This window comes from Nocardia sp. NPDC050793 (genome assembly GCF_040654065.1).
Classification (GTDB): domain Bacteria; phylum Actinomycetota; class Actinomycetes; order Mycobacteriales; family Mycobacteriaceae; genus Nocardia.
The window spans coordinates 206,791-232,771 of the sequence record NZ_JBFAHG010000005.1 but is presented as its reverse complement, the minus strand read 5'-3'; the positions used below and the strand labels follow the sequence as shown (position 1 = coordinate 232,771).

The following is a 25,981-nucleotide window of genomic DNA, read 5'->3' as shown; positions in this document are numbered from 1 at the left end:
GCGCTTGCCGGGGCAACTGGGGAGTAACCAGTTTCCTGCAAACGGTACTGGATTTCCTGCTGACATGATGACCTGGGACGCATCCTCGGCAAGGATGGAGGGTGCGCCCGAACCTTACGTAACGGGTGGTCCGCCCACCAGCGCGCCCGCCCGGGGAAACAGACGCCACAGCATGTCCACCCCTGTACGAGGAGCAGATTTGACCGACCTGATCGACTCTTCCGTTCCAGCGAAATCCGCTGCGAACGCCGCCGCCCCCGCCACCGCCGCCGGACGCGAATCGAACGGTTCGCAGCCGCAGTCGGGTGGACGTGTGCGGGTGATCCGCGAAGGGGTGGCGTCCTACCTGCCTGACATCGACCCGGAGGAGACGAGCGAGTGGCTCGAATCCTTCGACGAGATGCTCGATCGCGAGGGCCCCGGCCGGGCCCGCTACCTGATGTTGCGCCTGCTGGAGCGGGCCGGTGAACGCCGGATTGCCATCCCGTCGCTGACCTCCACCGACTACGTCAACACGATTCCCACCGAGAACGAGCCGTGGTTCCCCGGCGACGAGGAGGTGGAGCGGCGCTACCGGGCCTGGATCCGCTGGAACGCGGCGATCATGGTGCACCGCGCGCAGCGGCCCGGCATCGGCGTCGGCGGCCACATCTCGACCTACGCCTCCTCCGCGGCGCTCTACGAGGTGGGCTTCAACCACTTCTTCCGCGGCAAGAACCACACCGGCGGCGGCGACCAGATCTTCATCCAGGGTCACGCCTCGCCCGGCATCTACGCGCGCGCCTTCCTGGAAGGCAGGCTCAGCACCGACCAGCTCGACGGCTTCCGGCAGGAGTACAGCCACGGCGGCCTCGGCCACGGGCTGCCGTCCTACCCGCACCCGCGGCTGCTGAACAATTTCTGGGAATTCCCGACGGTGTCCATGGGTCTCGGCCCGATGAACGCCATCTACCAGGCGCGGTTCAACCACTACCTGCACGACCGTGGCATCAAGGACACCTCCGACCAGCACGTCTGGGCGTTCCTCGGCGACGGCGAGATGGACGAGCCGGAGTCGCGCGGCCTCGCGCACGTGGCCGCCATGGAGGGCCTGGACAACCTGACCTTCGTGGTGAACTGCAACCTGCAGCGCCTGGACGGTCCGGTGCGCGGCAATGGCAAGATCATCCAGGAGCTGGAGTCGTTCTTCCGCGGCGCGGGCTGGAACGTCATCAAGGTGATCTGGGGCCGCGAGTGGGACGCGCTGCTCGGCGCCGATCGCGACGGCGCGCTGGTGAACTTGATGAACTCCACCCCCGACGGTGATTACCAGACCTACAAGGCCAACGACGGCGCCTACGTCCGCGACCACTTCTTCGGCCGCGATCCGCGCACCAAGGCGCTCGTGCAGAACATGTCCGATCAGGACATCTGGAATCTCAAGCGCGGCGGTCACGACTACCGCAAGGTGTATGCCGCCTACGCCGCCGCGATGGCGCACAAGGGTCAGCCGACGGTGATCCTGGCCAAGACCATCAAGGGCTACACCCTCGGCAAGCACTTCGAGGGCCGCAACGCCACGCACCAGATGAAGAAGCTGACGTTGCAGGATCTCAAGGACTTCCGCGACCTGCAGCGCATCCCGATCTCCGACGCCGAGCTGGAGAAGGATCCGTACCTGCCGCCGTACTACCACCCCGGCATGGAGGCCCGCGAGATCCAATACATGCTGGACCGGCGCCAGGCGCTCGGCGGCTTCCTGCCCGAGCGGCGCAGCCTGGCGAAGCCTCTGCAACTGCCGGGCGACGAGGCATATCGCTCGGTGCGCAAGGGCTCGGGCAAGCAGAATGTGGCCACCACGATGGCGCTGGTGCGCCTGATGAAGGAACTGTTGCGGGACAAGGAGATCGGCAAGCGGATCGTGCCGATCATCCCCGACGAGGCCCGTACCTTCGGTATGGACTCGTGGTTCCCTTCGTTGAAGATCTACAACCGCAACGGCCAGTTGTACACATCGGTCGACGCGGAATTGATGCTTGCCTACAAAGAGAGCGCGATCGGACAGATCCTGCACGAGGGCATCAACGAGGCCGGTTCGACGGCGTCGTTCACCGCGGCGGGCACCTCTTACGCCACGCACGGCGAGCCGATGATCCCGTTGTACATCTTCTACTCGATGTTCGGCTTCCAGCGCACCGGCGACGGACTGTGGGCGGCCGCGGATCAGCTCGCGCGCGGATTCGTGCTCGGAGCGACCGCCGGGCGAACCACGCTGACCGGTGAGGGCCTGCAGCACAACGACGGCCATTCGCTGCTGCTCGCCTCCACCAATCCCGCGGTGGTGACCTACGATCCGGCCTTCGCCTTCGAGATCGCCCACATCGTGCGCGACGGTCTGCGCCGGATGTACGGCGGCGGCGTCACGCCGTCGCATCAGGCCGCGCTGCCGGGCACCGAGCCCATGGAGCGGCCCGACACCGACACCTTCGGCGGCGAGGACATCTTCTACTACATCACCCTCTACAACGAGCCGTACCAACAGCCGGCCGAGCCGGACGACCTGGACGTCGCGGGCCTGCTCAGGGGCCTGTACCTGTACCGGCGCGGCGGCGAGGGCGACGTGCGCGCCCAGATTCTGGTCTCCGGCGTCACGGTGCCCGACGGCTTGCGCGCGCAGGCGCTGCTCGCCGAGGAGTGGGGTGTGCAGGCCGATGTCTGGTCGGTGACCTCGTGGGGCGAGCTCCGCAAGGAGGCGCTGGCCAAGGAGATCGCGGCGCTGCGCAAGCCGGGCGAGGATCCTGGCGTCCCGTACGTCACCGAGGCGCTTTCGCGGGTCGATGGCCCGTACGTCGCCGCGACCGACTGGATGCGCGCCGTGCCCGATCAGGTGCGCAAGTGGGTGCCCGGCGACTTCACCACGCTCGGCACGGACGGGTTCGGCTTCTCCGACACCCGGCCCGCCGCGCGGCGCGTCTTCAATGTCGACGCGCAGTCGATCGCGGTCGCGGTACTTGCCGGGCTCGGCCGAACCGGCAAGATCGACCCGGCCAAGGCCGTCGAGGCCGCCGCGAAGTATCGGATCGACGACGTGGACGCCGCGCCGAAGGCGGCGGTGGGTTCGGACGAAGACCTCGCATAGCGGAATATTGGATTGTGGAACGTAAACCGCCGCGGCCCCGCCGGGTCTCCGAAGGCTCCTCCGAGCACGAGGTGTATCTGCCGACCGGCGCGCTCTCTCCGAACCGGCAGAATCGCGACCCGCTCCCGGACACACTGCTCAAACGGGTGAAGCAGTTCTCGGGACGACTGTCCACCGAGGCGGTCGGGTCGATGCAGGATCGGTTGCCGTTCTTCGCCGATCTGGACGCCGCGCAGCGTGCGGGCGTCCAGATGCTGGTGCAGACCGCGGTGGTGAACTTCCTGGAGTGGCTGCAGGATCCGGACAGCGACATCCGGTTCAGCCTGGACGCCTTCCAAGTGATTCCGCAGGATCTGGCGCGGCGGTTGACGCTGCGCCAGACGGTCGACATGGTCCGCGTGGCCATGGAGTTCTTCGAACAGTGGCTGCCCGCGCTGGCGCGCAACGACCGGCAGCTTGTCGCGCTCACCGAGGCGGTGCTGCGATACGGGCGTGAGCTCGGTTTCGCGGCCGCCTCGGTGTACGCCAGCGCGGCGGAATCACGCGGCGCGTGGGACACCCGCCTCGAGGCGCTCGTGGTGGACGCGGTGGTGCGCGGCGACACCGGTCCGGACATGCTGTCCAGGGCCGCCACGCTGAACTGGGACGCCACCGCGCCCGCCACCGTGCTCGTCGGCACGCCGCCGGGGGAACAGGGCGTCTCGTCCGTGGGTTCGGTGCACGCCATCGCGGCGCGGCACGGGCGGGCGGCGCTCGCGGTCGTGCAGGGCACCCGGTTGGTCATGGTGGTGAGCGGGCATCTCGGCGACGCCGGATACGTCTCGCCGTTCCTGGCCGACCTGCTCGCCGAGGTGTTCTCCGACGGTCCTGTGGTCATCGGACCGACCACCCGGACGCTCGGCGCGGCGCACGCGAGCGCCGTGGAGGCGCTGGCGGGCATGGAGGCCGTTGTGGGCTGGCGTGGGGCGCCGCGGCCGGTGCACGCGGCCGAGTTGTTACCCGAACGCGCGTTGTTGGGTGATCGAGGTGCGATCGACGCGCTGAACGAGTATGTTGTCCTCCCGTTGGCCGCCGCTGGATCGGCGCTTGCCGACACCCTCGACGCCTATCTGGATTGCGGGGGAGCGGTCGAGACGTGTGCCCGTCAGCTGTACGTCCATCCAAATACGGTTCGCTACCGACTCAAACGAATCGCTGAGATCACCGGCCGTGATCCTATGAATCCGAGGGACGCATACGTACTCCGTATCGCGGCAACAGTGGGTCGTTTGACACGAACACGTAACGAAACGCCAACATCAGCCCCAGAGGCAACTCCGATCCCGATCGGTCACGAAGGGCTGTAACGCGGAAGGCGAGTCGATCGATCGGGTCGACCCACGTGGGATTTTGTGGGACCCCCACAAAACCGATCCGGAAGCTTCATTCGCGCCGACATCTCGTGCGGCGGGGCTCACAGTGTTTTCTTAGAGGCGTGATCGCGTTGTTCGCCCCTGGACAGGGGTCCCAGACACCCGGCATGCTCGCGCCTTGGCTCGACCTTCCCGGCGCGAATGATCGCCTCGCCCAGTGGTCCAAGGCCTCCGGCCTCGACTTGGTTCGTCTCGGCACCACCGCGACGGCCGAGGAGATCGTCGACACCGCGGTGACCCAGCCGCTGGTGGTCGCGGCAGCGCTGCTGGCCTACACCGAAATCGACCAGGATTCGCTTCCGGCCGCTACGATCATCGGCGGACATTCGGTCGGTGAGTTCGCCGCCGCCGCTGTCGCCGGCGTGATCAGTCCCGATGAGGCCGTCGGCTTGGCCGCTCTCCGCGGTGCGGAGATGGCCAAGGCATGCGCGCTGGAGCCGACCGGAATGTCCGCGGTGCTTGGCGGCGACGAAGCCGCCGTACTGGAGCGACTCGCTGAACTGGACCTCGTTCCGGCCAACCGCAACGCGGTGGGCCAGATCGTGGCCGCGGGCAAGCTGGATGCCCTCGCGGAGCTCGCCGCGAATCCGCCGGAAAAGGCGCGGGTTCGGGCGCTGCCCGTGGCGGGCGCCTTCCACACCGCGTTCATGGCTCCGGCCCAGGACGCGGTCGCGGAGGCCATCGCCAAGATCACGCCCAACGATCCGACCCGGGTGCTGCTGTCGAACTTCGACGGGCAGCCGGTGGCCTCGGGTCAGGACGCGATCGACAAGCTCGCCGCACAGGTCACCCGACCCGTGCGCTGGGATCTGTGCACCGAGACCGTCCGGCAGGCGGGCGTCTCGGCGGTGGCGGAGCTGCCACCGGCCGGAACGCTGGTCGGCATTGCGAAACGAGAGCTGAAGGGCACGCCGAACCTGGCGCTGAAAACCCCCGAGGACCTCCCCGCGTTGGCCGAACTGACGACCTCCGGCTAGCTTTCTCCGCGACCGTGCATCGAAATAATGCGAGGTCGTGACCGAACCGACGGTAACTACCGGCGTGCTCGGTCCGAAAAACAAAAAGAAAAGCCCTACAAAGTAACAAGAAGGGAGCCACCAAGTGGCCGCTCTGACCCAGGAACAAATCGTCGAGGAACTCGGCAAGATCATCGAAGAGGTCACGGGTATCGAGCCCTCCGAAGTGACGATCGAGAAGTCCTTCGTCGATGACCTGGACATCGACTCGCTGTCCATGGTCGAAATCGCTGTGCAGACCGAGGACAAGTACGGTGTGAAGATCCCGGACGAGGATCTGGCCAGCTTGAAGACGGTCGGCGACGCTGTCGCCTACATTCAGAAGCTCGAGGCCGAGAACGCTGACGCGGCCGCGGAGCTCAAGGCCAAGTTCGACGCCGAGTAGGGCCGAAAAAGTGACCACTCCTTCCACCCTGAACGGGAATTTCCCCAACGTCGTCGTAACGAGCCTGGCGGCGACCACGTCGATCGCTGGCGACGTCGATGCGACGTGGAAGGGACTCCTCAACGGCGAGAGCGGCATCGACGTTCTCGAGGATTCCTTCGTCGAGGAATACGACCTCCCGGTCCGCATCGGCGGCCACCTGAAGGTCAACCCCGACACCCTGCTGAGCAGGGTCGAGATCCGTCGCATGGCCTACGTCGAGCGCCTCGCGACCGTCCTCGGTCGCGAGGTGTGGAAGAACGCGGGCAGCCCGGAGGTCGACCTCGACCGTCTGGGTGTGGCGATCGGCACCGGTCTCGGTGGCGGCGACGCGCTCATCGACTCGGTCGACAAGCTGAAGAACGGCGGCTATCGCAAGATTTCGCCGCTCGCTGTTCAGATGGTCATGCCGAACGGACCGTCGGCCTGCGTCGGACTCGAGCTGAAGGCCCGGGCAGGAGTGGTCACTCCGGTCTCGGCGTGCTCGTCCGGATCGGAAGCCATCGCCAACGCGTGGCGGATGATCGTGATGGGTGACGCCGACATGGTCGTTACCGGCGGCGTCGAGGGCTTCATCGACTCGGTGCCGATCGCGGCGTTCTCCATGATGCGCGCGATGAGTACGCGCAACGACGACCCCAAGGGTGCGTCGCGTCCGTTCGACAAGGACCGCGACGGCTTCGTCTTCGGCGAGGCCGGTGCGCTGATGACCCTCGAGACCGAGGAGCACGCCAAGGCGCGCGGTGCCACCATCCACGCCCGTCTGCTCGGCGCAGGCATCACCTCGGACGGCTTCCACCTGGTCGCCCCCGACCCCGAGGGCACCGGCGCCGCCCGCGCGATGACCCGCGCGATGCAGACCGCAGGCCTGTCCAAGCAGGACATCACCCACATCAACGCGCACGCCACCGCGACGCCGATCGGCGACACCGCGGAAGCGAACGCGATCAACAAGGCCGTCGGCAACCACCCGTCGGTGTACGCGCCCAAGTCGGCGCTGGGTCACTCGATCGGCGCCGTCGGCGCGCTCGAGTCCGTGCTGACCGTGCTCAGCATCCGGGACGGAATTGTCCCGCCGACGCTGAACCTGGAGAACCAGGACCCGGAGGTCGACCTCGACGTGGTGAAGGGTGAAGCCCGCCGCCAGGAGATCGAGTACGCGATCAACAACTCCTTCGGTTTCGGTGGGCACAATGTCGCGCTCGCCTTCGGTCGCGCATAGCCGCACGACTGACTGCAACAACGATCCCCGGTGGGGTCGGCCAACAGAACTGGCCCGACCCCACCGGAGTTCGACATACGCAGCCGCGGTAGCGGCATCTCTTGATTGAGGAGTAAACGCGATGACAATCATGGCTTCCGCGTTTCAACCAGAAACTGCGACCGATCCGCGTGACCCGCTGGGCCGGCTCCAGCGTTTCTTCGATCCCGGCACCGTTCTTCCGCTACATCCGCGTGACAAGTCCGGTGTCCTCGCCGCCATCGGCGAGGTGGACGGTGTCCGCACCGTGGCCTACTGCTCCGACGCCACCGTCATGGGCGGCGCGATGGGCGTCGAGGGCTGCAAGCACATCGTCGACGCGATCGACACCGCCATCGACTCCGGTGTTCCGGTCGTCGGCCTCTGGCACTCCGGCGGCGCCCGGCTCGCCGAGGGTGTCGAGGCGCTGCACGCGGTCGGCCTGGTCTTCGAGGCCATGGTCCGCGCGTCCGGCCTGGTTCCGCAGATTTCCGTGGTGCTCGGCTTCGCCGCGGGCGGCGCCGCCTACGGTCCCGCCCTCACCGACATCGTGATCATGGCCCCCGAGGGCCGGGTCTTCGTCACCGGCCCCGACGTGGTGCGCAGCGTGACCGGCGAGCAGGTCGACATGGCCACCCTCGGCGGCCCGGAGACGCACGGCAAGAAGTCCGGCGTGTGCCACATCGTCGCCGACGACGAGGCCGATGCCATGCACCGCGCCCGCCGCCTGGTGTCGATGTTCGCCGAGCAAGGCGAGTTCGACCTGGGTGCCGCCGCGCACGGCGACGTCGACCTGAAGGCGATGCTGCCGGAGTCGGCCAAGCGTGCCTACGACGTCAAACCGATCGTGCACGAACTGCTCGACAACGTCGACGGCGAGTCCTCGTTCGAGGAACTGCAGGCCGGATACGCGCGCAGCATGGTGGTCGGTCTCGGCCGCCTCGGCGGACGCACCGTCGGCGTGCTGGCCAACAACCCGCTGCGCCTCGGCGGCTGCCTGAACTCCGAGAGCGCCGAGAAGGCGGCTCGGTTCGTGCGGCTGTGCGACGCGTTCGGCATTCCGCTGATCGTCGTCACCGACGTGCCCGGTTACCTGCCCGGTGTCGGTCAGGAGTGGGAGGGCGTGGTGCGTCGCGGCGCGAAGCTGCTGCACGCCTTCGCCGAGGCCCGCGTCCCGCGCGTCACCTTGGTCACCCGCAAGATCTACGGCGGCGCCTACATCGCCATGAACGCCCGCTCGCTCGGCGCGACCGCGGTGTACGCCTGGCCGGGTTCCGAGGTGGCCGTGATGGGTGCCAAGGCCGCGGTCGGCATCCTGCACAAGAAGGCACTCGCCGCCGCTCCCGAGGAGGAGCGCGAGGCGCTGCACGAGCGGCTCACCGCCGAGCACGAGAAGATCGCGGGCGGCGTCGAGCGCGCCATCGCGATCGGCGTCGTGGACGAGGTCATCGACCCGGCCAAGACCCGCAGCGTCATCGCCGCCGCGCTGGCCGCCGCGCCCGCGCGCAAGAGTCACCACAAGAACATCCCGCTGTGATGTGAGGACTCCGCGTGGGCCCCGGGAATCGTCCCGGGGCCCACGCTTTTTCCGTCCCGAAGGAGATCCGCCGTGCCGGAGCGCTACGAGGTCAGCAAGGTGCACAGCTGCGAGTTCTGCGGCACCGAGGAGCAGATGCTCGGTTCCTGCGCCGAGGTGGCGGACGCGCGGTCGCTCGCCGAACAGGACGCGCGCCGGACACTGGAGTGGCGCCCTGTGCTCGAAGCGGAGCCGTGGCCGTTGCATGCCGATCCGGAGGACGGGCAGTTCGAGTACGTCATCCATCGCCGCGAAGACGCGTGAGAGGCGATCGCGTGGATTGCGGTGCTGAGTAGCATCGAGGGGTGCGTTACGAGGATCTTGCCGACGAGCCGTGTTCCATCACGCGGCCGCTGGTGGTTCTCGGTGACCGGTGGACGCTGGTCATCCTCAAGTACGCGTTCTCCGGGATTCGCCGGTTCAACGGCTTCCAGAGCGCGCTCGGCATTTCCCGCAGCAGGCTGCAGGACCGGCTGGACCGGTTGATCGAGCACGGCATCCTGGTGAAGCGACCGGCGGCGGTCGGCGCGCACGAGGAGTATCGGCTCACCCAGAAGGGGCACGACATCTACCCGATCCTGATGGCCATCCGGGATTGGGGCGATGCCTACATGGCGCCGGACGGTCCGCCGGTGCACTACCGTCATCGCGAATGCACCGGCGAGGCGCACGTCCGGCTCGAATGCGACGTCTGCGCAGGCGAGCTGACCGCCCGCGATGTCAGCCCCGAACCGGGGCCGGGCCTGACGGGGGCGGACCGCCAGGTCGGCTGATTCGTGAGAAGTGTTGGTGCGGTGCCGATCCCGTTGATCAGTCGGTGAACCAGGCGGCGACCTGGTCGGTCTGGTCGCGGCTGGTGCGGAAGCCGTTCACCGGGTGGTCGGTGTCGGGGTAGCCGAAGGAGATGGCCGCCACGACGCGGCGGTTCTCGGTGAGTCCGAAATACTCACGGAGGAAAGGCGAATAGGAGGCGAGGGCGGCCTGCGGGGCCGCGCCGAGCCCGAGGCTCTGGGCGGCGAGCAAGAACGTGCCGATGTAGAGGCCGCAGTCGACGGCGCCGTAGACGCCGAGATCGGCCTCGGTGCTGATGATCGCGACGTGCGGTGCGTCGAAGAGTTCGAAATTGCGCAGCGCTTGGCGCATGGTGCCCGCCTGGTCGCCCTTGACGATTCCGACACTGTCGTACAGTTGCAGCCCGCACTCGCGTCTGCGGTCCCGGTAGATCCCGGTGTATTGCGCGGGGAATGCGAAATCCGGTGCGGGCGCGGCACTTTGGACATGTTCGAGCAGTTCCTTGCGGAACCGATCGGTGGCCGCGCCTTCGGTGATGGCAACCTGCCACGGCTGGGTGTTGCACCAGGAGGGGGTCCGCTGGGCCGCGCGCAGCAGCGCCTCGATGGTCGGTCGCGGTACCTGGTCGGAGCGGAACAACCGGCAGGTCCATCGCTCGTCGAGGATTCGGGTCAGGGTCGCGAACGCGTCGGTGGGCGCAGTGGTTGGGCTCATGGACGGCCTCCTCCAGGTTGGTTCCATTTCGAGACTGAATGCTAGTCGCTATGGTCTCTTTTTAGAACCGGCGCGCCCGCGGCGTCCTGACGAGGCACAATCCCACCCATGGGTCCGCACCCAAGGGAGCGCAAACGGCATGGGCGGCACTACACCCCGCCTGCGCTGGCGCGGTTCCTCGCGCGGCGGCTGCTCGCGCACGCCCCGCGTCCCGGGCCGAACGGTGAGTTGCGTCTGCTCGACCCGGCATGCGGCGACGGAGAACTCCTGCTCGCCCTGCACCTGGAAGCCGCGACCCTGCTGCCCGGCGTCCGCCTCCGGCTGACCGGGTACGACCTGGACGAGTCCGGGCTCGCCGCGGCGCGGACACGGGCGGCGGCCGAGCACGTCGAGGTCGACTGGCACGCGGGCGACTTCCTCGCCGATGCCGCGGACCTCGAGGACGGGTCCTTCGACGCGATCATCACCAACCCGCCCTACGTGCGCACCCAGCAGCTCGGCGGCGACACCGCGCGGCTGCTCAGCAGGCAGTACGGGCTGCGTGGCCGCATCGATCTCACCCACCCGTTCGTCGCCGCCGCGCCGCGACTGCTCTGTTCGGGCGGGGCTCTCGGCCTGTTGTGTGCCAATCGGTTCCTGACCACCAAGGCGGGGGCGAACATTCGGGCGGTGCTGCTCGGCGAGCTGTCCCCGGTCGAGCTGTACGACCTCGGCGACACCAAGCTCTTCGCGGCCGCGGTGCTGCCCGCTGTCACCATCGCCACCAGGGGCGGCCACGGTGCGGTGTGCCGTCACGTCTCGGCCTATGAGGTGCCGTCTGGTGAGATCTCCCCTGCCGCAGATCTTTTCGATGCATTGCTCGCCGAGTCCGGATCTTTTGTCCGGCACAAGGGACGCACCTTCGCCGTGGAGGTCGGCACCCTGTCGACCGGTGCGCCGGCAAACCCCGCCCCGTCCCAGGTAAGCACCGGCGAGCCCGAGCATGGCGGGAGCCGAGGCGTGGATACGCACACCGCGTGGCGGATGTCGCGACCGGGCGTTGACGCCTGGCTCGACCGCATCGGCGCGGGCACCTGGCGGAGTTTCGGCGAGGTGGCCCGCATCAGGGTGGGCATCAAGACGACCGCCGACCGGGTGTTCATCTCCGACCGCTGGGCCCAGGTGCGCCCGCGCCCGGAGCCGGAGTTGCTGTTGGAGCTGATCACCCACCACGATCTGGCGCCGTGGCGGATCGAGCGGACCGCCGACACCAGGGTGCTCTACCCCTACGACACCGCCGCGCCGCGCCGGGTTCCGGTGGATCTGCGCGAATTTCCCCGCGCCGCAGCGTATCTGCGCCGCCATCGGACGACGCTCGCCGGGCGCAAGTACCTCACCGAGAGCGGACGCGAATGGTTCGAGATCTGGGTGCCGCAGCGGCCGAACCTGTGGCGGGTGCCGAAACTGGTGTTCCCCGATATCAGCGAACGGCCGCGTTTCGCACTGGACCGATCGGGTGCGGTGGTGAACGGCGACTGCTACTGGATCTCGCTGGACGATCTCGGCGGCGACGAGCGGGCGCAGCTGCTGGCGTATCTGTTGATGGGCGTGGCCAATTCGGCCCTTGGTCTGCGCTACTACGACGCGGTGTGCGGCAACCGCCTGTACTCGGGGCGGCGGCGGTGGATCACCCAGTACGTGTCCCGGCTGCCGTTGCCCGACCCGGACCTCCCGGCGTCCGCGGAGATCGCGACTCTGGTCGCCGAGCTGGTCGACGGCGACCGCGCGCCCGAGGACGCCGCGCGGCACCGCCTCGACGAGCTGGTGGACGCGGCGTTCGGGCTGGGCTCACGCGGAAGCGCGGACACCGACCATGGGCAGCAGGGTGCGTCGGGCGAACACGCGACCGGCCTCGGCGTCGCCGAGCGGGATGAGCCCGTCGGGAGTGAGCGCCAGGGAGAGCGCGAGCCGGGCCATGATCTCGGCGACCAGATCGGCATCGAAGTCGGCGTCCCCGCCCCGTAGTTCGCGCAGCTTGTCCGCCAGGTAGCCGCGGCCGACCGCGAGGATCGGACCGCCCTCGGTGGTGAGCCGGGGCAGGATCAGGTCGGGCTCGGTGCGCAGCAGCCTGCGCAGCAGTTCGTTGCCCGCGATGGCCGTGATGAAGGCGACGAAGATCTCCACCAGCTGGTTCTCGGTGCCATCGACGGTCTGCACCCGCTTGTCGATCTCGGCGACGAAGCGCTGCGCCTCCCGCACGCTCACCGCCTCGACCAGGTCGTTCTTGGATTCGAAGCGCCGATAGAGGGTCGCGGGACTGATGCCTGCCCGGCGCGCGATCTCGCCCATGCTGGTGCGCTTGATCCCGAAGTCCAGGAACGCCGAGAGGGCGCTTTCCAGGAGTTTCTCGCCGTCGGAGACGGGCTTGTCGAGAATGCGCTGGAGCATGGACGGGACGGTGGGCATCGGATCTCCAGTCGTTGGCGCGGAAGCCGGTGCGCAGCGGCGCCGCGACGGTGCGGGTGATGGGCGTTCATTATTTCACCTGCGCGCGGGCACGCGGTCGGAGATCTCGGAAGCTCTGGAATAGCGCAGCATGAAAACTCTCACCATCTCGTCACCCTCGGGTGGTGCGGTCCGGCTCCCGGTGACGAGGTGGGGCGTAACCGGTAACCGATCTTTCCGGGGCGGCTCCGTTGTGGCTAACCTGGTCAGGTGCCCGAGTGGGGCTTGGGGTGAGAGGGGTTGGACCGTGGGGTATTTCGCCGATCGGGTGGTGGTCGTCACCGGAGCGGGTTCGGGGATCGGGCGCGAACTGGCCCTGGCGCTGGCCCACCGCGGCGCGCGGCTCGCGCTCTCGGACAAATCCGACCACGCCGTGGCGACGACGGGAAAGCTCTGCGCCGCGGTCGGCTTCACACCGACGGTGACCGTCCTCGACGTCACCGATCGGGACGCGGTGCTGGCCCACGCCGAACGGACCGCCGCGCGCTACGGGCGGGTGGAGGCGCTGTTCAACAATGCGGGGATCCTGCACTTCGGCGGCGTCGCGGAATCTCCGTTCGAGCACTTCGAGCAGGTCATGGACGTCGACTTCTGGGGAGTCGTCAACGGCACCAAGGCCTTTCTGCCGTACCTGCGGGCGGCCGAGCGCGCCAACGTGGTCAACGTGTCCTCGGCGTTCGGCTTGGTCGCGGTGGCCGGGCACGGACCGTACAACTCGGCCAAGTTCGCGGTGCGCGGCTTCACCGAATCGCTACGTCAGGACATGCGCGCCGCGGGCGGGCGGGTCCGGGTGACCGGCGTCTATCCCGGCGGCGTGCTCACCACCATCGCGCGCACGGCGCAATTCGCGCCCGGTATCGACGGCGCGGCGGTGGCCAGGCGATTCGAGGATCAGGTCGCGCGCACCAGCCCCGAGGCCGCGGCGCGCACCATCCTGCGCGGTGCGGCGCGCGGGGACGCAAAGGTGCTCGTCGGACTCGATGCGCTGCTGGTCGACCTGGTGACCCGGTACGCCGGGTCGTATCACGAACGCGTGCTCGACCTGGTCATGCGCTGAGACCGATCGACAGGATCACTGCCGGGGCAGGTCCAGATCCGCCATTTCCTTTTCGATCGCGTTCGCGGCGAAATCGACGCCGCGGGAGCGCAATTCGTGAACGCGACGCTGGAGCGCCTCGATCCCGCCCGGTTGGGCCGCGATATCGGCCACGCTGACCCGCCGCTTCGGCCGGTGCATACTCGAATCCCGGTACGACACCGTAGTACCTCCTGCCTGTGACGCATCATGCTCGCCGTCCTCGCGGTCTCTCCGAGCCGCCGGACGCCGGTCATGCAGGCGAAATGCTATCAGCCGTTAGTGCTGGACCTTTGATCAGTGTGCTACGTATCACACCACTTTCGCGCTGCGGTGATTGGCCATGTTGTGTAAATAGACGGCGCCGTTGAGCCGGATTCCGTCCTGCTCGGCCTCGCTCAGTTCGCGCCGGACCTTGCCAGGAACCCCGGCCACCAGCGAGCCGGGCGGGATCTGCGCGCCCTCGGGAATCAGGGCGTTGGCCGCGATCAGGCTGCCCGCGCCGATCACCGCGCCGTTGAGCACCGTGGCGCCCATGCCGACGAGCACGTCGTCACCGATGCTGCATCCGTGCAGAATCGCGTTGTGCCCCACGGACACTCCGCTGCCGACGGTCAGCGGGAAACCGGGGTCGGCGTGCAGCACGCAGCCGTCCTGGATGTTGGTGCGCGCGCCGACGGTGATCTGTTCCAGGTCGCCGCGCAGCACCGCGCTGTACCACACGCTCACCTCGGCGCTCAGCGTCACGCGTCCGATCACCGTCGCGTTCGGGGCGAGCCACGCGCTCTCATCGATCTCCGGCGCGAAACCGCCGACCTCAATCCTCATGCAGGCAACGTAGCCGCGTCGCGCCGGTAGGCGCGCGCGGGGGCGTCAGCTCACCGCGCGGAAGAGCGCGCGATGGGCGGCGGGACTGGTGCCGAGCAGACGCCGGAAGTGGTGGCGCAGGCTCACCGCGGTGCCGAAACCGGTCTCGGCGGCGATCCGGTCCACGGTGTCGTCGGTGGACTCGAGCAGCAGCCGGGCGCGGTCGGCGCGCTGGTGCAGCAACCACTGCTGCGGACTGCTTCCGGTGCGTTCCCTGAAGCGGCGGGTGAACGTCCGCCTGGCCATCACCGCGACCGCGGCCCACGCGTCCAGGTCGATCGGATCGCCGAGATGCGTACGCGCCCAGACCATGGCGCGCTCGATCGGATCGTCCTCGGCGTGGTCGGGCACGGCCACCGGGATGTACTGCGCCTGTGACCCGCTGCGGTGCGGGGCGGTGACCAGCGCCCTGGCCAGCTCGGTCGCCGCGCGGCTGCCGTGGTCCTCGCGGAACAGGTGCAGGCAGCAGTCCAGCGCCGCCGCGACGCCCGCGGAGGTGATGACGTCGCCGAGATCGGACCACAGCGTGTCGGCGCGCACCCGCACCGACGGATAGGCGCGGGCCAGGTCGCCGGCCGTCGACCAGTGCGTGGTGATCTCCCTGCCGTCGACGAGACCGCTGGCCGCGATGGCCCATGCGCCGAGGCACAGGCCGACGATCCGCGCGCCGCGCGCGTGCGCCTGCCGGAGCGCGTCGCGCAGGTCGTCGGAGATCCCGGCTCCGCGCGTCCAGCTGGGCACAACGACGGTGTCGGCATGCTCGAAGGCGGCGAGGTCGTCGGCGACGTGGATGTCGAAACCGGCTGGGGTGCGCAGGGTTCCGGGATGTTCGGCGCAGACCCGCACCGTGTACGGCGCGTTCCCGCCCGCGCCGACCCGGCCGAAGACCAGGCCGGGCACGGAGAGGTGGAACGGGCTGATCCCGTCGTAGGCGAGCACGGTCACCGTATGCATGGCCCGATATTATCGATACGCGGCTCGCGGGCCACTAGTCGCGCGATCGCGCGACGGCGACGATCGACGTCATGACCGAAACGATCGAACGCACCGCCCTGGAAGTCCTGCACATCGGCGGCCCCACCGTCCGCTTCCGCTACGGCGGCAGCACCTGGCTGACCGACCCCACCTTCGATGAACCCGGCGACTACCCGGGCCCGATCACCCTGCACAAGCTGACCGGCCCCGCGGTGCCGGTCGAGGAGATCGGCGCGATCGACGTGGTGCTGCTCTCGCACGATCAGCACGCCGACAACCTGGACACCAAGGGCCGCGCCTTACTCGCCACCGTCGACACGGTGTTGTCCACGACCGAGGCCGCCGAGCGTTCCAGCGGCGTGCGTGGAATGGCCGCGTGGGAGCGCGTGCAGGTCGGCGCGGTCACCGTCACCGCGGTGCCCGCGCTGCACGGGCCGGAAGGGTGCGAGCCGTTCAGCGGAGCGGTCACGGGTTTCGTACTGGAGGCCGCGGGGGAGCCGACGGTGTACGTCTCCGGTGACAACGCGTCGGTGGAGTTGGTCCATGAGATCGCCGGGCGGTTCGAGCGGATCGATATCGCGCTGCTGAACGTCGGCGCGGGAAACGTGGGTCGGTTCGGGGACGTCGACGTGACGTTCAACGCCAGGACCGCGGTGCAGGCCGCTGAATCGCTCGGCGAGGCGATCATCGTGCCGGTGCACGCGGAGGGGTGGGCGCACTTCACCGAGACGCTGGATCACCTGGTCCGTGTCTTCGGCTACGCGGGGCTGGCCGATCGGCTGCGCGTTCCGCCCGCGGGGCAGGTCGTCGCCATCTGAAGTTTGCGGGGGTGCGCGCGCCGTCGTGGCGAACCGTCGGCGGGTGGGCCACGATGGCGATATGAGGATCGGAGTGCCACGGGAGGTCAAGGAGCAGGAATTCCGCGTCGCGCTGACCCCCGCGGGCGCCGGGGAACTGGTGCGTCAGGGGCACCGGGTGCTGATCGAGTCGGGCGCGGGCGACGGGTCGGGATTCGCCGATCGCCACTACGCCGACGCGGGGGTCGTCCTGGTGGACGGTCCCGACGGGGTGTGGGCGGACGCCGAGCTGATTCTGAAAGTGAAAGAGCCGATCGCGCAGGAATACCCGCGGATGCGCCGGGACCAGGTGTTGTTCACTTACCTGCACCTGGCCGCCTCGCGGGAGTGCACAGAGGCCGTGCTGAAATCCGGGATCACCGCCCTCGCCTACGAGACGGTGCGCGCGGCCGACGGCTCGCTCCCGTTGCTCGCGCCGATGAGCGAGGTCGCGGGCAGGCTCGGTCCGCAGGTCGGCGCGTACCACCTGATGGCGCCGCTCGGCGGGTGCGGCGTGCTGCTCGGCGGGGTGCCCGGTGTGCGGCCCGCCGATGTGGTGGTGCTCGGCGGCGGTGTGGCGGGAACGAACGCCGCGACCATGGCGGCGGGGATGGGCGCGCGGGTCAGCGTGCTCGACACCAACCTCGCGAAGCTGCGCGAACTGGACGCGCGGTTCCAGGGGCGCGTCACCACCGTGGCGTCCAATGCCGCCGAGGTCGAGCGCGCGGTGCTCGCGGCCGACCTGGTCATCGGGTCGGTGCTGGTGCCTGGCGCGCGGGCGCCGGAGCTGGTCACCGAGGAGATGGTCGCGGCGATGCGGCCCGGCTCGGTGCTGGTCGACATCGCCATCGACCAGGGCGGCTGTTTCGCCGGTTCACGGCCGACCACGCACGCGAATCCGACCTTCCGCGTGGCGAATTCGCTGTACTACTGCGTGGCGAACATGCCGGGCGCGGTCCCGCACACCGCCACCGTCGCCCTCACCAACGCCACCCTCCCGTACGTGTGCGCCATCGCAGGCCACGGGTGGCGCGACGCCTGCCTCACCCACCCGGACCTCGCGCACGGGCTCACCGCGGACGGCGGACGGCTGCTCTCCGCCGAAGTCGCCGCCGCCCACGGGTATCCGCTTGCCGAATCGGTCGGGCTCGCCGGTTGATCGGCGCGGCGGTGCGATCGCCGGAAGCGCCACCGCAGTCGTTCAGCGCGCCGCGCAACGGCGCATGTGAGACCGGCACTCCGGTTGCCGGGGTGGGTTATGTGTCGGCCTGGTTGTCGTTCAAGAACCAGTCCGGGGCATCGGTCTCCGGCAGTTCACGCAGCTTGTCCGGGTTGCGGACGATTTGCATCGCGACGATGCGGCCCGCGTCGACGGTGAAGGAGAAGACACCGGTGTGGTTGCCGTCGAAGACGACAAGGCCGGGCTGTCCGTTGACCAGCACCGAGCGGCCCCACGCCCCGCTGGACGACGGCGCGCTGTACCAACCGAGCAGCAGCTTCGCCACCAGCTCGGCGCCGCTGACGCTCTGGCGGATGGCGGGCACCTTGCCGCCGCCGTCGGCGGTCAGGGTGACGTTCGCGTCGAGCACGCCGAGCAGCGCGCTGAGATCTCCCGACCGCCACGCCACCGCGAACGCCGACACCACCTTCTCCTGCTCGTCGGGCGACGCCGGGAACCGGGGCGTGCCGTCCTCGACCCGTTTGCGGGCGCGCGAGGCGAGCTGGCGGACCGCCGCAGGCGTCCGTCCGACCACCTCGGCGACCTCGGGTCCGCTCATGCCGAACACGTCTTGTAGCACGAACGCGGTGCGCTCGGCGGGGGAGAGGGATTCCAGCACGATCAGCAACGCGGTGGTGACCCGCTCGTCCTGGGTGATGCGGTCGGCCGGATCGTCCGCGGTGGTGACCTCCGGCTCGGGTAGCCAGTCGCCGACGTACTGTTCGCGGCGAGCGCGGGCCGAGCCGAGCTGGTCGAGCGCCAACCGGCCGGTGACGGTGGTCAGCCAGGCGCGCAGGTTCTCGATCTCGCCCGCGGTGCCCGCCTCGTGCTGCCGCTGCAACCGGAGCCAGGCCTCTTGCACCACGTCGTCCGCGTCGGTGAGGCTGCCCAGCGTGCTGTAGGCGAGCCTGCGCAGGTACGGCCGGTGCTCCTCGAAACGGCGCGCCAGCTCGGCGGCGTCCAGTGGCGCCGGTCCCGGCTTCTCGGATGTCACTGAAACCACCGTTCGGTCGTGCGGGCCCCCGCTGCGGGGGCGAAGCGTGTGTCGTCGGTATGACGAGGCAGGACCACAGAGTGTGACATCCGGGCGTTCACGGCGGCCGAGCGCCCGATACTCTCGCCCGGTGCACACGGGGATCTCGGCGGGCGGCGGGCTGCTGCTCGGTTTCGCGCTGGATCGCGCGTTCGGCGATCCGCGCCGGTGGCATCCGGTGGCCGGATTCGGTTCGGCGGCAAGCTCGCTCGAGTCGCTGACCTACGCCGACCGGCGGGTGGCGGGAGTCGTGCACGAGGCGGTCGCGGTCGGTGCCGTGCTCGGTCTCGGCCTCGCGGCGCGCCGCGGCGGTCTTGCGGTCACGGCGCTGGCCACCTGGACCGTGCTCGGCGGGCGCAGCCTGGCCCTGGCCGGTCGCGCCATGGCCGATCACCTGGAGTCGGGCGATTTGGCCGGGGCCCGTGCGCTGCTGCCCTCGCTGTGCGGGCGGGATCCCTCGGTGCTCGACGCCGACGGATTGGCCCGCGCCGCACTGGAATCCATCGCCGAGAACACCTCCGACGCCACCGTCGCGCCGCTGTTCTGGGGTGCGACGGCGGGCGTCCCCGGTCTGCTCGGCTATCGTGCGATCAACACTCTCGACGCGATGGTCGGTTATCGGAACGACCGCTACCACCGCTTCGGCTGGGCGGCCGCCCGGCTCGACGATGTCGCGAACCTGGCGCCCGCCCGCGTCACCGGACTGCTCACCGCGGCCTTCGCGCCGCTGGTCGGCGGGCGGCCAGTTGCGGTGCTGCGTGCCTGGCGGCGCGACGCGGCCAAACATCCCAGCCCGAACGCCGGGGTCGCCGAGGCGTCGATGGCGGGCGCGCTCGGTGTTCGGCTGGGCGGCCGGACACAGTACCGGTACGGGACCGAACTGCGGCCGACGCTCGGCGACGGGCCCGCGCCGACGGTGCCCGACCTGCGGCGGGCCGTGCGGATGTCGGAGGCGGTTCAGCTGGGGGCGGCGGTTCTCGCGGCGAGTGCGGCTTTGGCTCTGCCGTCGCTGCGTCGAAGGCTGTCGGTCTCGAGCTGATACGCGTCCGTTCGCGGCCTCGGCTCCGGTCGGTGTCGGCCGCTGTTGCGCGAGCGTGCGTTCTCGTATGCGGTGGTGTCGCCCTCGCACCACCGCGTGCACCACGGAACCAACGACGCGTATCTCGACAAGAACTACGGCGGCATCTCGATCGTCTGGGACAGGCTGTTCGGCACCTTCGAACCCCGGGGGGCTACGGGCTCACGAAGAACATCGCCATCGAGTTGGCGGGTTCGGTTCGGGCACCTGTTTTCGCGGGCGGGGGTGGGCGCCCGCCGCGTGATGGTTCGGTCACGATCGGTCAACGCACTCTTGCTGCTGTCGACGGTGATCGGCGTGACCCTGCTCGGCACCGGGCACGGTTCACGAGCGGTGCGCCGTATCGGTCGGCGAGGCTGGCTTCGGTCGTCGTCGATGATCGGTGTGGCCCTGCTCCGCAGCCCCGCGCGGGCTCAGGAGCGGTTGCGTCCGTATCGGTCGGCGAGCCTGGCCTCGGTCGTCGGCTGTGCCGGGCTGGTGGCGGGTTCGGTCGGCGCCGGTTCCGTCGGCGCGGGTTGGGCTGCGGCTTTTTCCTTGCGGCGTTCCCGCAGTTCGGCGTAGACGAAATAGCCGAGGCCCAGCGGCGCCATGACACCGAAGGCCAGCCATTGCAGCCCGTAGGAGAGGTACGGTCCCGCGTCGAGCTGGGGGAGCGGGGTCGGCGTGAACGCGCCCGGTTGATTCTCCGAGAGCTGGAGATAGCCGCCGCGCTCGCCGGCGGGAATCGGGGTCAGCTGCTGGCCGAGCACCTCGGATTCCTGCGCGGTGTCGATCGAATACACCTGGTGGTAGCCGTCCTGGGTGAGCGGCGTCTTGTCCGCGCTCACGCCCTCCGACATGCGAATTCGGCCCTCGAGGCGCTGCTCGCCCGCGGGCGCCTGCTGGATCTGCGGCGGCCGCGACGTGCCGTCGACGCCGGCGACCAGACCGCGATCGACCAGCAGCGTGCGCCCGTCCGCCAGACGGAAGGCGGCGAGCACCGCGTAGCCGGGCGCGCCGTCCAGGTGACGCAGGCGCACCAGCACCGTCGAATCGGGCAGGTAGCTGCCGGTGGCGGTGACGCGTCGCCATTCGCTGTGCTCGTCGCTCGCGGTGTCGTCGAGCACCGTGGTCACGTCGACCGGGTCGGCGCGCACCGAATCGGCGATCAACTGGTTGCGGTGCTCGGTGGCGGTGTTCTTGCCGAGCTGCCACGGCGCGAGCACGGTGATGCACAGGTAGGCGAAGGCGGCCACCAGCGCGGCGAGGATCAGCCAGCTGGGGCGAAGCAGAAAGGTCAGGCGGCGCATCACGGCAGTCCATCGGCGACGGGCGCCAGGGCCAGGGCCGTGCGCACCCAGTCCAGCAGGCCGGGTATCGCCGCCTCGATCTGTGCGCGGACGAGTTCGAAATCGGCGTCGTCGCCGTAGTACGGGTCCGGCACGTCCTGGCCGTCGGCGTCGGGATCGAAACTGCGCAGCAGCCTGCGGCGATCGGATGGGACGCCGAGCATCGCCAGCGCGCGCTCGTGTCCGGTGTCCAGGGCGACGAGCAGGTCGGCGTCGCGGTGATCGTCGCCGACGACCGCGGCCACGTGCCCCGTCGGGTAGCCGTTCTTCCGCAACGTCTCGGTGGTGCGCGGGTCGGCGTCGTCGCCGATGTGCCAGGAGCCGGTGCCCGCGCTGCTCACCCGCACCCGGTCGGCCAGGCCCGCCAGGCGCAGGTGGTGCGCGAACATCTTCTCCGCCATCGGCGATCGGCAGATATTGCCGGTACAGACGAACGACACGTGCAGGTCACCCACGACAGCCATTCTGGCCGGTCGCCCTGCTCGCCCGCCACGTAGGGTGTGATCTCGTGCCCTCCGACACAGTCGATCACGCGCTGCTTCGCCACCACGGCGACGTCGACGCGCGCCCGGGCATGCTCGATTTCGCGGTCAACGTGCAGGGCAGCGCGCCGCCGCCGTGGCTGCGCGAACGCCTCGCAGCCCGGCTCGCCGACCTCGGCCGCTACCCCAGCGCTGGCGAGGACCTGGCCGCTCGCGCCGCCGTGGCCGCACGACACGGCCGCCGCCCGGAGGAGGTGTTGCTGCTCGCGGGCGCGGCCGAGGGATTCGCGTTGCTGCCGAAGCTCGCCCCGCGTCTCGCGGCGGTGGTGCACCCGTCGTTCACCGAACCGGAAGTGGCGCTGCGCCAGGCCGGCGTGCCGGTCGCGCGGGTACTGCTCGAACCGCCCTACACCCTCGACCCGTCCGCCGTGCCCGACGCGGCCGACCTCGTCGTCCTCGGCAACCCCACCAACCCGACGTCGGTCCTGCACCCTGCCGAGGTGATCCGCGCGTTGCGCCGCCCCGGCCGGGTGATCGTCGTCGACGAGGCGTTCGCCGACGCCGTGCCCGGCGAACCGGAATCCTTGGCGACCGCCGCCACGCCCGACATCCTCGTCCTGCGCAGCCTCACCAAGACCTGGGCGCTCGCGGGCTTGCGCTGCGGCTACGGTCTCGGCGCACCCGACCTGCTCGCCCGCCTCGAGCACGGCCGCCCGCACTGGCCGCTCGGCGCACTTCAGCTCGAGGCGATCGCCGCCACCGCCGAACCCGCCGCGGTCGCCGAATCCCAGCGCAACGCGACCGCCCTCGCCGCCGCCCGCACCGCGATGATCGAACGCCTCACCGCCCTCGGTCTGCACGTGCACACACCTGCCCGCGGGCCTTTCCTCCTCCTGCATGTCCCCGGCGGCGAACTGCTGCGCAGGCACCTGGCTGCGCTGGGCATCGCGGTGCGCCGTGCGGATACCTTTCCGGGGCTCGGGCCCGATCACCTACGCGTGGCGGTGCGGAACGAGGCCGCGGTCGACCGACTGTGCGCAGGCATCCGCACCGCGCCCGGTCGCGCCTGACGCGCGGTCCTGACTTCGGCATGCCTTGGGATGAACGCCGGGCAATCGACGGCGGCGAGATTCCAAGCGATCGACCGGAGAGCTGTCCGTGAGATCCTCGGCCAGCTTGTGCGCCGACGCGGCATATCCGGGAAGGGCATCACGCTATGCGTCAGGTTCTTCCGTCGCTGCTCCCGGTCTCCGTTGGTGTGGTGCGTGCGGGTCAACGCGGCCGATCGCTTTCCTGTCGGTAGAGAAGGGTGATTCGGCGCAATCGACCGGAGAGAATGGCGGCAGCCGAAGCCTGTGCTCGAGGGATCGCGCATCCCGTCGGCGCCGTCTCGTTCGACCGGGTGCGATGTCGAGCGCCGAGAGCCGCGGCGGGATGATGGGGCGGCCGGTATGTGCCGGGACAGGGAGCGTGGGAGGAGCGAGGTAGGCGGATGGTGACGACACTGGCGGAACTCATCGAGGTGTTGGACGCGGCGTACCCGCCGAAGCTGGCGGAGTCGTGGGACTCGGTCGGGTTGGTGTGCGGTGATCCGGACGACGAGGTCACCAGGGTGTTGTTCGCGGTGGACGCGACCGCCGCCGTCGTCGAGGAAGCCGTCGACTGGCGCGCCCAAGCCTTGGTCGTGCACCACCCGCTGCTGCTGCGCGGCGTCGACACCGTGGCCGCCGACACCGCGAAAGGCGCCCTGCTGCACCGCCTCATCCGCTCCGGATGCGCCCTGTTCACCGCCCACACCAACGCCGACTCCGCCGACCCCGGCGTCTCCGACGCGCTCGCCGCGGCCATCGGGCTGACGGTGACGTGCCCGCTGGATCCGAAACCGACGGCCGCCGTGGACAACTGGGTCGTCCAGGTGCCGCGCACCCACACCGACGCCGTGCTCGCCGCACTGTTCGGCGCGGGTGCGGGCGGCGTCGGCAGCTACCACGAGTGCGCGCTGCGAGTGCCCGGCGTCGGCCAGTTCCGGCCCATGCCCGGCGCGAATCCGGCGATCGGCGCCATCGGCGAATTGCAGCGCGTCGAGGAGGATCGGATCGAGGTCATCGCGCCGCCCACGGCCCGCTCCGCCGTGCTGGCCGCGCTGCGCGCCGCTCACCCGTACGAGGACCCGGCCTATCACGTCACCGAACGGGCCGCCATGCCCTCCGGCCTCGGCATCGGCCGCGTCGGCGTCCTCCCGGAACCGGAACCGTTGCGCGAGTTCACCGCTCGAGTTGCCGCCGCTCTGCCCGCCACCGTGTGGGGCGTTCGCGCCGCGGGCGATCCGGATCGCGTGATCGAGCGCGTCGCGGTGTGCGGCGGCGCGGGCGACTCCTACCTGTCCACCGCGGCCCGGCTCGGCGTGGACGCCTATCTCACCTCCGATCTGCGCCACCACCCCGTCGACGAACATCTCCGCACAGGCGGCCCTGCCCTGCTCGACGCCGCCCATTGGGCCACCGAATTCCCTTGGTGCGCACAGGCGGAAGGCATCGTCGCCGCGGCTCTGCCCGAGCTGGAGACCCGTGTCTCGACGCTCCGCACCGATCCGTGGACCGTGGGCGCGGCGGACTGACACCGGTTCGCGGGTCCTCCGCCGCCGAAATGGGTTGCCGTTCGGCGAGGTTCCCCGGCGTTAGCCGGAATCGAAGGGCCGCAACCGGGTACAACTACCCCATGAGTTTCCCGGTGGATTTCGGGATCGTGCAGATCGGTTTGATCCTGCTGATCCTGATCGCGGTCGCGCTGCTCGTTTCGGCGCTGGTGAAGGTGCGCAGGGTCGGGCCGCGGGTGCTGCTCGGCCGTGGCGCGGGCGGGGTCGCGCTGCTCGTCGTCGCGGTGCTGCTGCTGTGGGTGGCGACCCTCATGCAGACGTACCTGGGACTGAGCGGCGAGATCAAAGCCGCGCACGTGGTGGTGCGCGAGGTCGCGGGCGAAGACCATCAGCTCGAGGTCGACCTCACGCTCTACGGAGACGACGACCACTCCGAGCGCCGCGAGAAGTTTCGCGTCCAAGGCGATCTGTGGGTGTTGCAGGCCAACATCGTCGAACTGGAGCCGTGGGTGAACGCCCTCGGCTTCCACTCCGGCTACAAAGTCACCCGCCTCTACGGTCAGCGCCTCGACGGCGTCGCCACCACGCAGAACCAGATCTTCCTGAACGGCGACGACACCGACTTCTTCGCCGACATGAGCGATGGCGTTTGGTGGACCAGCCCGTTCGTCCGCTCCGCCTACGGCAACGCCGTCATCGGCACCCCCGGCGAATACGACGTCTACATCTCCCACGACGCGATCAAAGCCCGCGCACCCGGCAGCTAGGTGTACCTCCGCCCTCGCATCGGCCGTGCGCGGGCTGTCGACGGATACATCCAGCTGTGTTCACCGGGCGTCACCACGCGGTCGTACGCTCCCGGTTCACCACGTCGATCCGTTGCTGTAGCTGGCGCATGACCTCATCGGCCGGTCCTGGCGCGATGCTGGAGTCGTTCCTGCTGTGGTTGACCAGTAGATATCGCCCGTCGTCCGGGTAATCCAGCCAGATGAACGCGTGCCCGTCCAACGTCGGCCGGGCGTCGTAGGCGATACCTGGGTAGACGGTGATCTCGCCCGCGCCGGAACGCGGTCGCCGGAAGAACCGTTTCACCTCCTCGGCGTGGGAGAGACGCGTCGGATGCCGCGAGTACAGCGGTTGGTCCAGATCCGTGCGACGAGCGCTGAACGGCTGGTGGGCGCCACCCCGGCAGCGAGGCAAGCGTGCCGCGATCTCCGAAACCACCATGTTCGAGTAACACATGGTGAGCACGACATCGCGGCCGTGCTCACGATCCGGACCCGGTTGCTGCACCGCGATCGTCGCGACCTGATCCAGCAGACCCGCGTGAATCCGCACGACCTGCTTCAACTCCGGACCGTAGAAGCCGTGAATTTCGATGCGCACCTGCGGTTCCAGCAGGACGGTGAGCGCACGGTGCAGCCGCTCGTCGAAGATCGGCTGCAGCCGCTGCGCCGTCTGCATTCGAAGCCGCTCGAAATCCGACTGGTACTCCATGAATTCCGGCCGGAAACTCAACGGATACGGCAGCCGATCCCGGCCCATCGCTTCCATCGCGATGCCGAACGCGAGACCGTCCAGCTGCCAACGCCATTCGCTCATGCCGACGCCTCGCTGGCGCTCGGCTCTGGCATGCGCGAGGCGCGCTGGCACATGATTCGCTCACTGCGTTCGCTCATGCCGACGCCTCGCTGGCGCTCGGCACCGTCATGCGCA

The 25,981-nt window shown here is 69.4% G+C and carries 24 protein-coding genes and 2 pseudogenes; 17 read left to right on the top strand and 9 right to left on the bottom strand.

The features are described 5' to 3' along the window. Positions 1 to 199: 199 nt before the first annotated feature. The 8 genes from aceE to AB0H50_RS19060 all read left to right on the top strand — a co-directional run bounded on the left by aceE (position 200) and on the right by AB0H50_RS19060 (position 9,559). Positions 200 to 3,118: a pyruvate dehydrogenase (acetyl-transferring), homodimeric type gene (gene aceE / locus AB0H50_RS19095; RefSeq protein ID WP_357454042.1), complete on the top strand. Its 2,919-nt coding sequence runs from the start codon at positions 200 to 202 to the stop codon at positions 3,116 to 3,118. Positions 3,119 to 3,189: 71 nt separating this feature from the next. After that, a complete protein-coding gene (locus AB0H50_RS19090) occupies positions 3,190 to 4,464 on the top strand; it encodes a helix-turn-helix domain-containing protein (RefSeq protein ID WP_357455294.1) in 1,275 nt (424 codons plus the stop codon). A 128-nt stretch (positions 4,465 to 4,592) separates the two neighbouring features. Beyond that, positions 4,593 to 5,507: an ACP S-malonyltransferase gene (locus AB0H50_RS19085; protein WP_357454039.1), complete on the top strand. Its 915-nt coding sequence runs from the start codon at positions 4,593 to 4,595 to the stop codon at positions 5,505 to 5,507. Positions 5,508 to 5,631: 124 nt separating this feature from the next. Next, the gene (acpM, locus tag AB0H50_RS19080; protein WP_014982996.1) at positions 5,632 to 5,931 is read left to right on the top strand and encodes a meromycolate extension acyl carrier protein AcpM; all 300 of its coding nucleotides are present in this window, start codon (positions 5,632 to 5,634) and stop codon (positions 5,929 to 5,931) included. A 10-nt stretch (positions 5,932 to 5,941) separates the two neighbouring features. Further along, on the top strand, positions 5,942 to 7,192 hold the full coding sequence (locus AB0H50_RS19075) for a KasA/KasB family beta-ketoacyl-ACP synthase (protein WP_357454036.1): 1,251 nt from the start codon (positions 5,942 to 5,944) through the stop codon (positions 7,190 to 7,192). A 121-nt stretch (positions 7,193 to 7,313) separates the two neighbouring features. After that, positions 7,314 to 8,747, top strand: a complete 1,434-nt coding sequence (locus tag AB0H50_RS19070) for a carboxyl transferase domain-containing protein (RefSeq protein WP_357454033.1) — start codon at positions 7,314 to 7,316, stop codon at positions 8,745 to 8,747. A gap of 72 nt (positions 8,748 to 8,819) precedes the next feature. Further along, on the top strand, positions 8,820 to 9,050 hold the full coding sequence (locus AB0H50_RS19065) for a hypothetical protein (protein WP_357454031.1): 231 nt from the start codon (positions 8,820 to 8,822) through the stop codon (positions 9,048 to 9,050). Positions 9,051 to 9,091: 41 nt separating this feature from the next. Beyond that, complete coding sequence (locus AB0H50_RS19060; protein ID WP_357454028.1) at positions 9,092 to 9,559, top strand: helix-turn-helix domain-containing protein; 468 nt, start codon at positions 9,092 to 9,094, stop codon at positions 9,557 to 9,559. Between the two features lie 37 nt (positions 9,560 to 9,596). On the opposite strand, the gene AB0H50_RS19055 is transcribed toward AB0H50_RS19060, so the two are convergent. After that, positions 9,597 to 10,292, bottom strand: coding sequence for a nitroreductase (locus AB0H50_RS19055; protein WP_357454025.1), 696 nt, complete (start codon positions 10,290 to 10,292; stop codon positions 9,597 to 9,599). Positions 10,293 to 10,400: 108 nt separating this feature from the next. On the opposite strand from AB0H50_RS19055, the pseudogene AB0H50_RS19050 reads away from it, so the two are divergent. Continuing rightward, positions 10,401 to 11,009 (top strand): annotated as a pseudogene (locus tag AB0H50_RS19050) (N-6 DNA methylase); the annotation flags it as partial. Between the two features lie 1,110 nt (positions 11,010 to 12,119). Here the strand turns inward: AB0H50_RS19050 and AB0H50_RS19045 are convergent. Beyond that, positions 12,120 to 12,737 (bottom strand): TetR family transcriptional regulator, encoded by a 618-nt coding sequence (locus tag AB0H50_RS19045; RefSeq protein WP_357454022.1) that lies wholly within the window; start codon positions 12,735 to 12,737, stop codon positions 12,120 to 12,122. Positions 12,738 to 13,023: 286 nt separating this feature from the next. Here AB0H50_RS19045 and AB0H50_RS19040 point away from each other — a divergent pair, with 286 nt between their 5' ends. Then, the gene (locus AB0H50_RS19040; RefSeq protein ID WP_357454019.1) at positions 13,024 to 13,833 is read left to right on the top strand and encodes an SDR family NAD(P)-dependent oxidoreductase; all 810 of its coding nucleotides are present in this window, start codon (positions 13,024 to 13,026) and stop codon (positions 13,831 to 13,833) included. 15 nt (positions 13,834 to 13,848) lie between these two features. Here the strand turns inward: AB0H50_RS19040 and AB0H50_RS19035 are convergent, their stop codons facing one another. From AB0H50_RS19035 to AB0H50_RS19025, 3 genes are all read right to left on the bottom strand, one after another. Further along, positions 13,849 to 13,986, bottom strand: a complete 138-nt coding sequence (locus tag AB0H50_RS19035; RefSeq protein ID WP_245668434.1) for a hypothetical protein — start codon at positions 13,984 to 13,986, stop codon at positions 13,849 to 13,851. A gap of 177 nt (positions 13,987 to 14,163) precedes the next feature. Then, positions 14,164 to 14,679: a gamma carbonic anhydrase family protein gene (locus tag AB0H50_RS19030; protein WP_068057335.1), complete on the bottom strand. Its 516-nt coding sequence runs from the start codon at positions 14,677 to 14,679 to the stop codon at positions 14,164 to 14,166. Positions 14,680 to 14,724: 45 nt separating this feature from the next. Next, on the bottom strand, positions 14,725 to 15,672 hold the full coding sequence (locus AB0H50_RS19025; protein WP_357454016.1) for a helix-turn-helix domain-containing protein: 948 nt from the start codon (positions 15,670 to 15,672) through the stop codon (positions 14,725 to 14,727). A gap of 71 nt (positions 15,673 to 15,743) precedes the next feature. Between AB0H50_RS19025 and AB0H50_RS19020 the strand changes: the two genes are divergently transcribed. Both AB0H50_RS19020 and ald read left to right on the top strand, forming a co-directional pair. Continuing rightward, entirely contained in the window at positions 15,744 to 16,511 is a 768-nt protein-coding gene (locus AB0H50_RS19020; protein WP_357454013.1) for an MBL fold metallo-hydrolase, read from the top strand. 61 nt (positions 16,512 to 16,572) lie between these two features. After that, entirely contained in the window at positions 16,573 to 17,688 is a 1,116-nt protein-coding gene (ald, locus tag AB0H50_RS19015; protein WP_357454010.1) for an alanine dehydrogenase, read from the top strand. A gap of 97 nt (positions 17,689 to 17,785) precedes the next feature. Here ald and sigJ read toward each other — a convergent pair whose 3' ends face one another. Next, positions 17,786 to 18,742, bottom strand: coding sequence for an RNA polymerase sigma factor SigJ (sigJ, locus tag AB0H50_RS19010; RefSeq protein WP_357454007.1), 957 nt, complete (start codon positions 18,740 to 18,742; stop codon positions 17,786 to 17,788). Between the two features lie 130 nt (positions 18,743 to 18,872). On the opposite strand from sigJ, the gene AB0H50_RS19005 reads away from it, so the two are divergent. Next, the gene (locus tag AB0H50_RS19005) at positions 18,873 to 19,820 is read left to right on the top strand and encodes a cobalamin biosynthesis protein (RefSeq protein WP_357454004.1); all 948 of its coding nucleotides are present in this window, start codon (positions 18,873 to 18,875) and stop codon (positions 19,818 to 19,820) included. Between the two features lie 78 nt (positions 19,821 to 19,898). Next, positions 19,899 to 20,006: pseudogene (locus AB0H50_RS19000) on the top strand (sterol desaturase family protein); the annotation flags it as partial. A gap of 266 nt (positions 20,007 to 20,272) precedes the next feature. Here AB0H50_RS19000 and AB0H50_RS18995 read toward each other — a convergent pair. Together AB0H50_RS18995 and AB0H50_RS18990 are read right to left on the bottom strand one after the other, a co-directional pair. Further along, positions 20,273 to 21,148 carry an SURF1 family protein gene (locus AB0H50_RS18995; RefSeq protein WP_357454001.1) on the bottom strand — a complete coding sequence of 292 codons (876 nt, stop codon included), beginning with the start codon at positions 21,146 to 21,148 and terminating at the stop codon, positions 20,273 to 20,275. Continuing rightward, on the bottom strand, positions 21,148 to 21,651 hold the full coding sequence (locus AB0H50_RS18990; RefSeq protein WP_357453998.1) for a low molecular weight protein-tyrosine-phosphatase: 504 nt from the start codon (positions 21,649 to 21,651) through the stop codon (positions 21,148 to 21,150). The genes AB0H50_RS18995 and AB0H50_RS18990 overlap by 1 nt, the downstream gene beginning before the upstream one ends. A gap of 44 nt (positions 21,652 to 21,695) precedes the next feature. Between AB0H50_RS18990 and cobC the strand changes: the two genes are divergently transcribed. The 3 genes from cobC to AB0H50_RS18975 all read left to right on the top strand — a co-directional run bounded on the left by cobC (position 21,696) and on the right by AB0H50_RS18975 (position 25,032). Continuing rightward, a complete protein-coding gene (gene cobC / locus AB0H50_RS18985; protein WP_357453995.1) occupies positions 21,696 to 22,739 on the top strand; it encodes an Rv2231c family pyridoxal phosphate-dependent protein CobC in 1,044 nt (347 codons plus the stop codon). A gap of 422 nt (positions 22,740 to 23,161) precedes the next feature. Further along, the gene (locus AB0H50_RS18980; RefSeq protein WP_357453992.1) at positions 23,162 to 24,286 is read left to right on the top strand and encodes a Nif3-like dinuclear metal center hexameric protein; all 1,125 of its coding nucleotides are present in this window, start codon (positions 23,162 to 23,164) and stop codon (positions 24,284 to 24,286) included. A gap of 101 nt (positions 24,287 to 24,387) precedes the next feature. Further along, positions 24,388 to 25,032 (top strand): hypothetical protein, encoded by a 645-nt coding sequence (locus AB0H50_RS18975; RefSeq protein ID WP_357453989.1) that lies wholly within the window; start codon positions 24,388 to 24,390, stop codon positions 25,030 to 25,032. A gap of 70 nt (positions 25,033 to 25,102) precedes the next feature. Here the strand turns inward: AB0H50_RS18975 and AB0H50_RS18970 are convergent, their stop codons facing one another. Next, positions 25,103 to 25,867 (bottom strand): ESX secretion-associated protein EspG, encoded by a 765-nt coding sequence (locus AB0H50_RS18970; protein ID WP_357453987.1) that lies wholly within the window; start codon positions 25,865 to 25,867, stop codon positions 25,103 to 25,105. Positions 25,868 to 25,981: the final 114 nt, after the last annotated feature.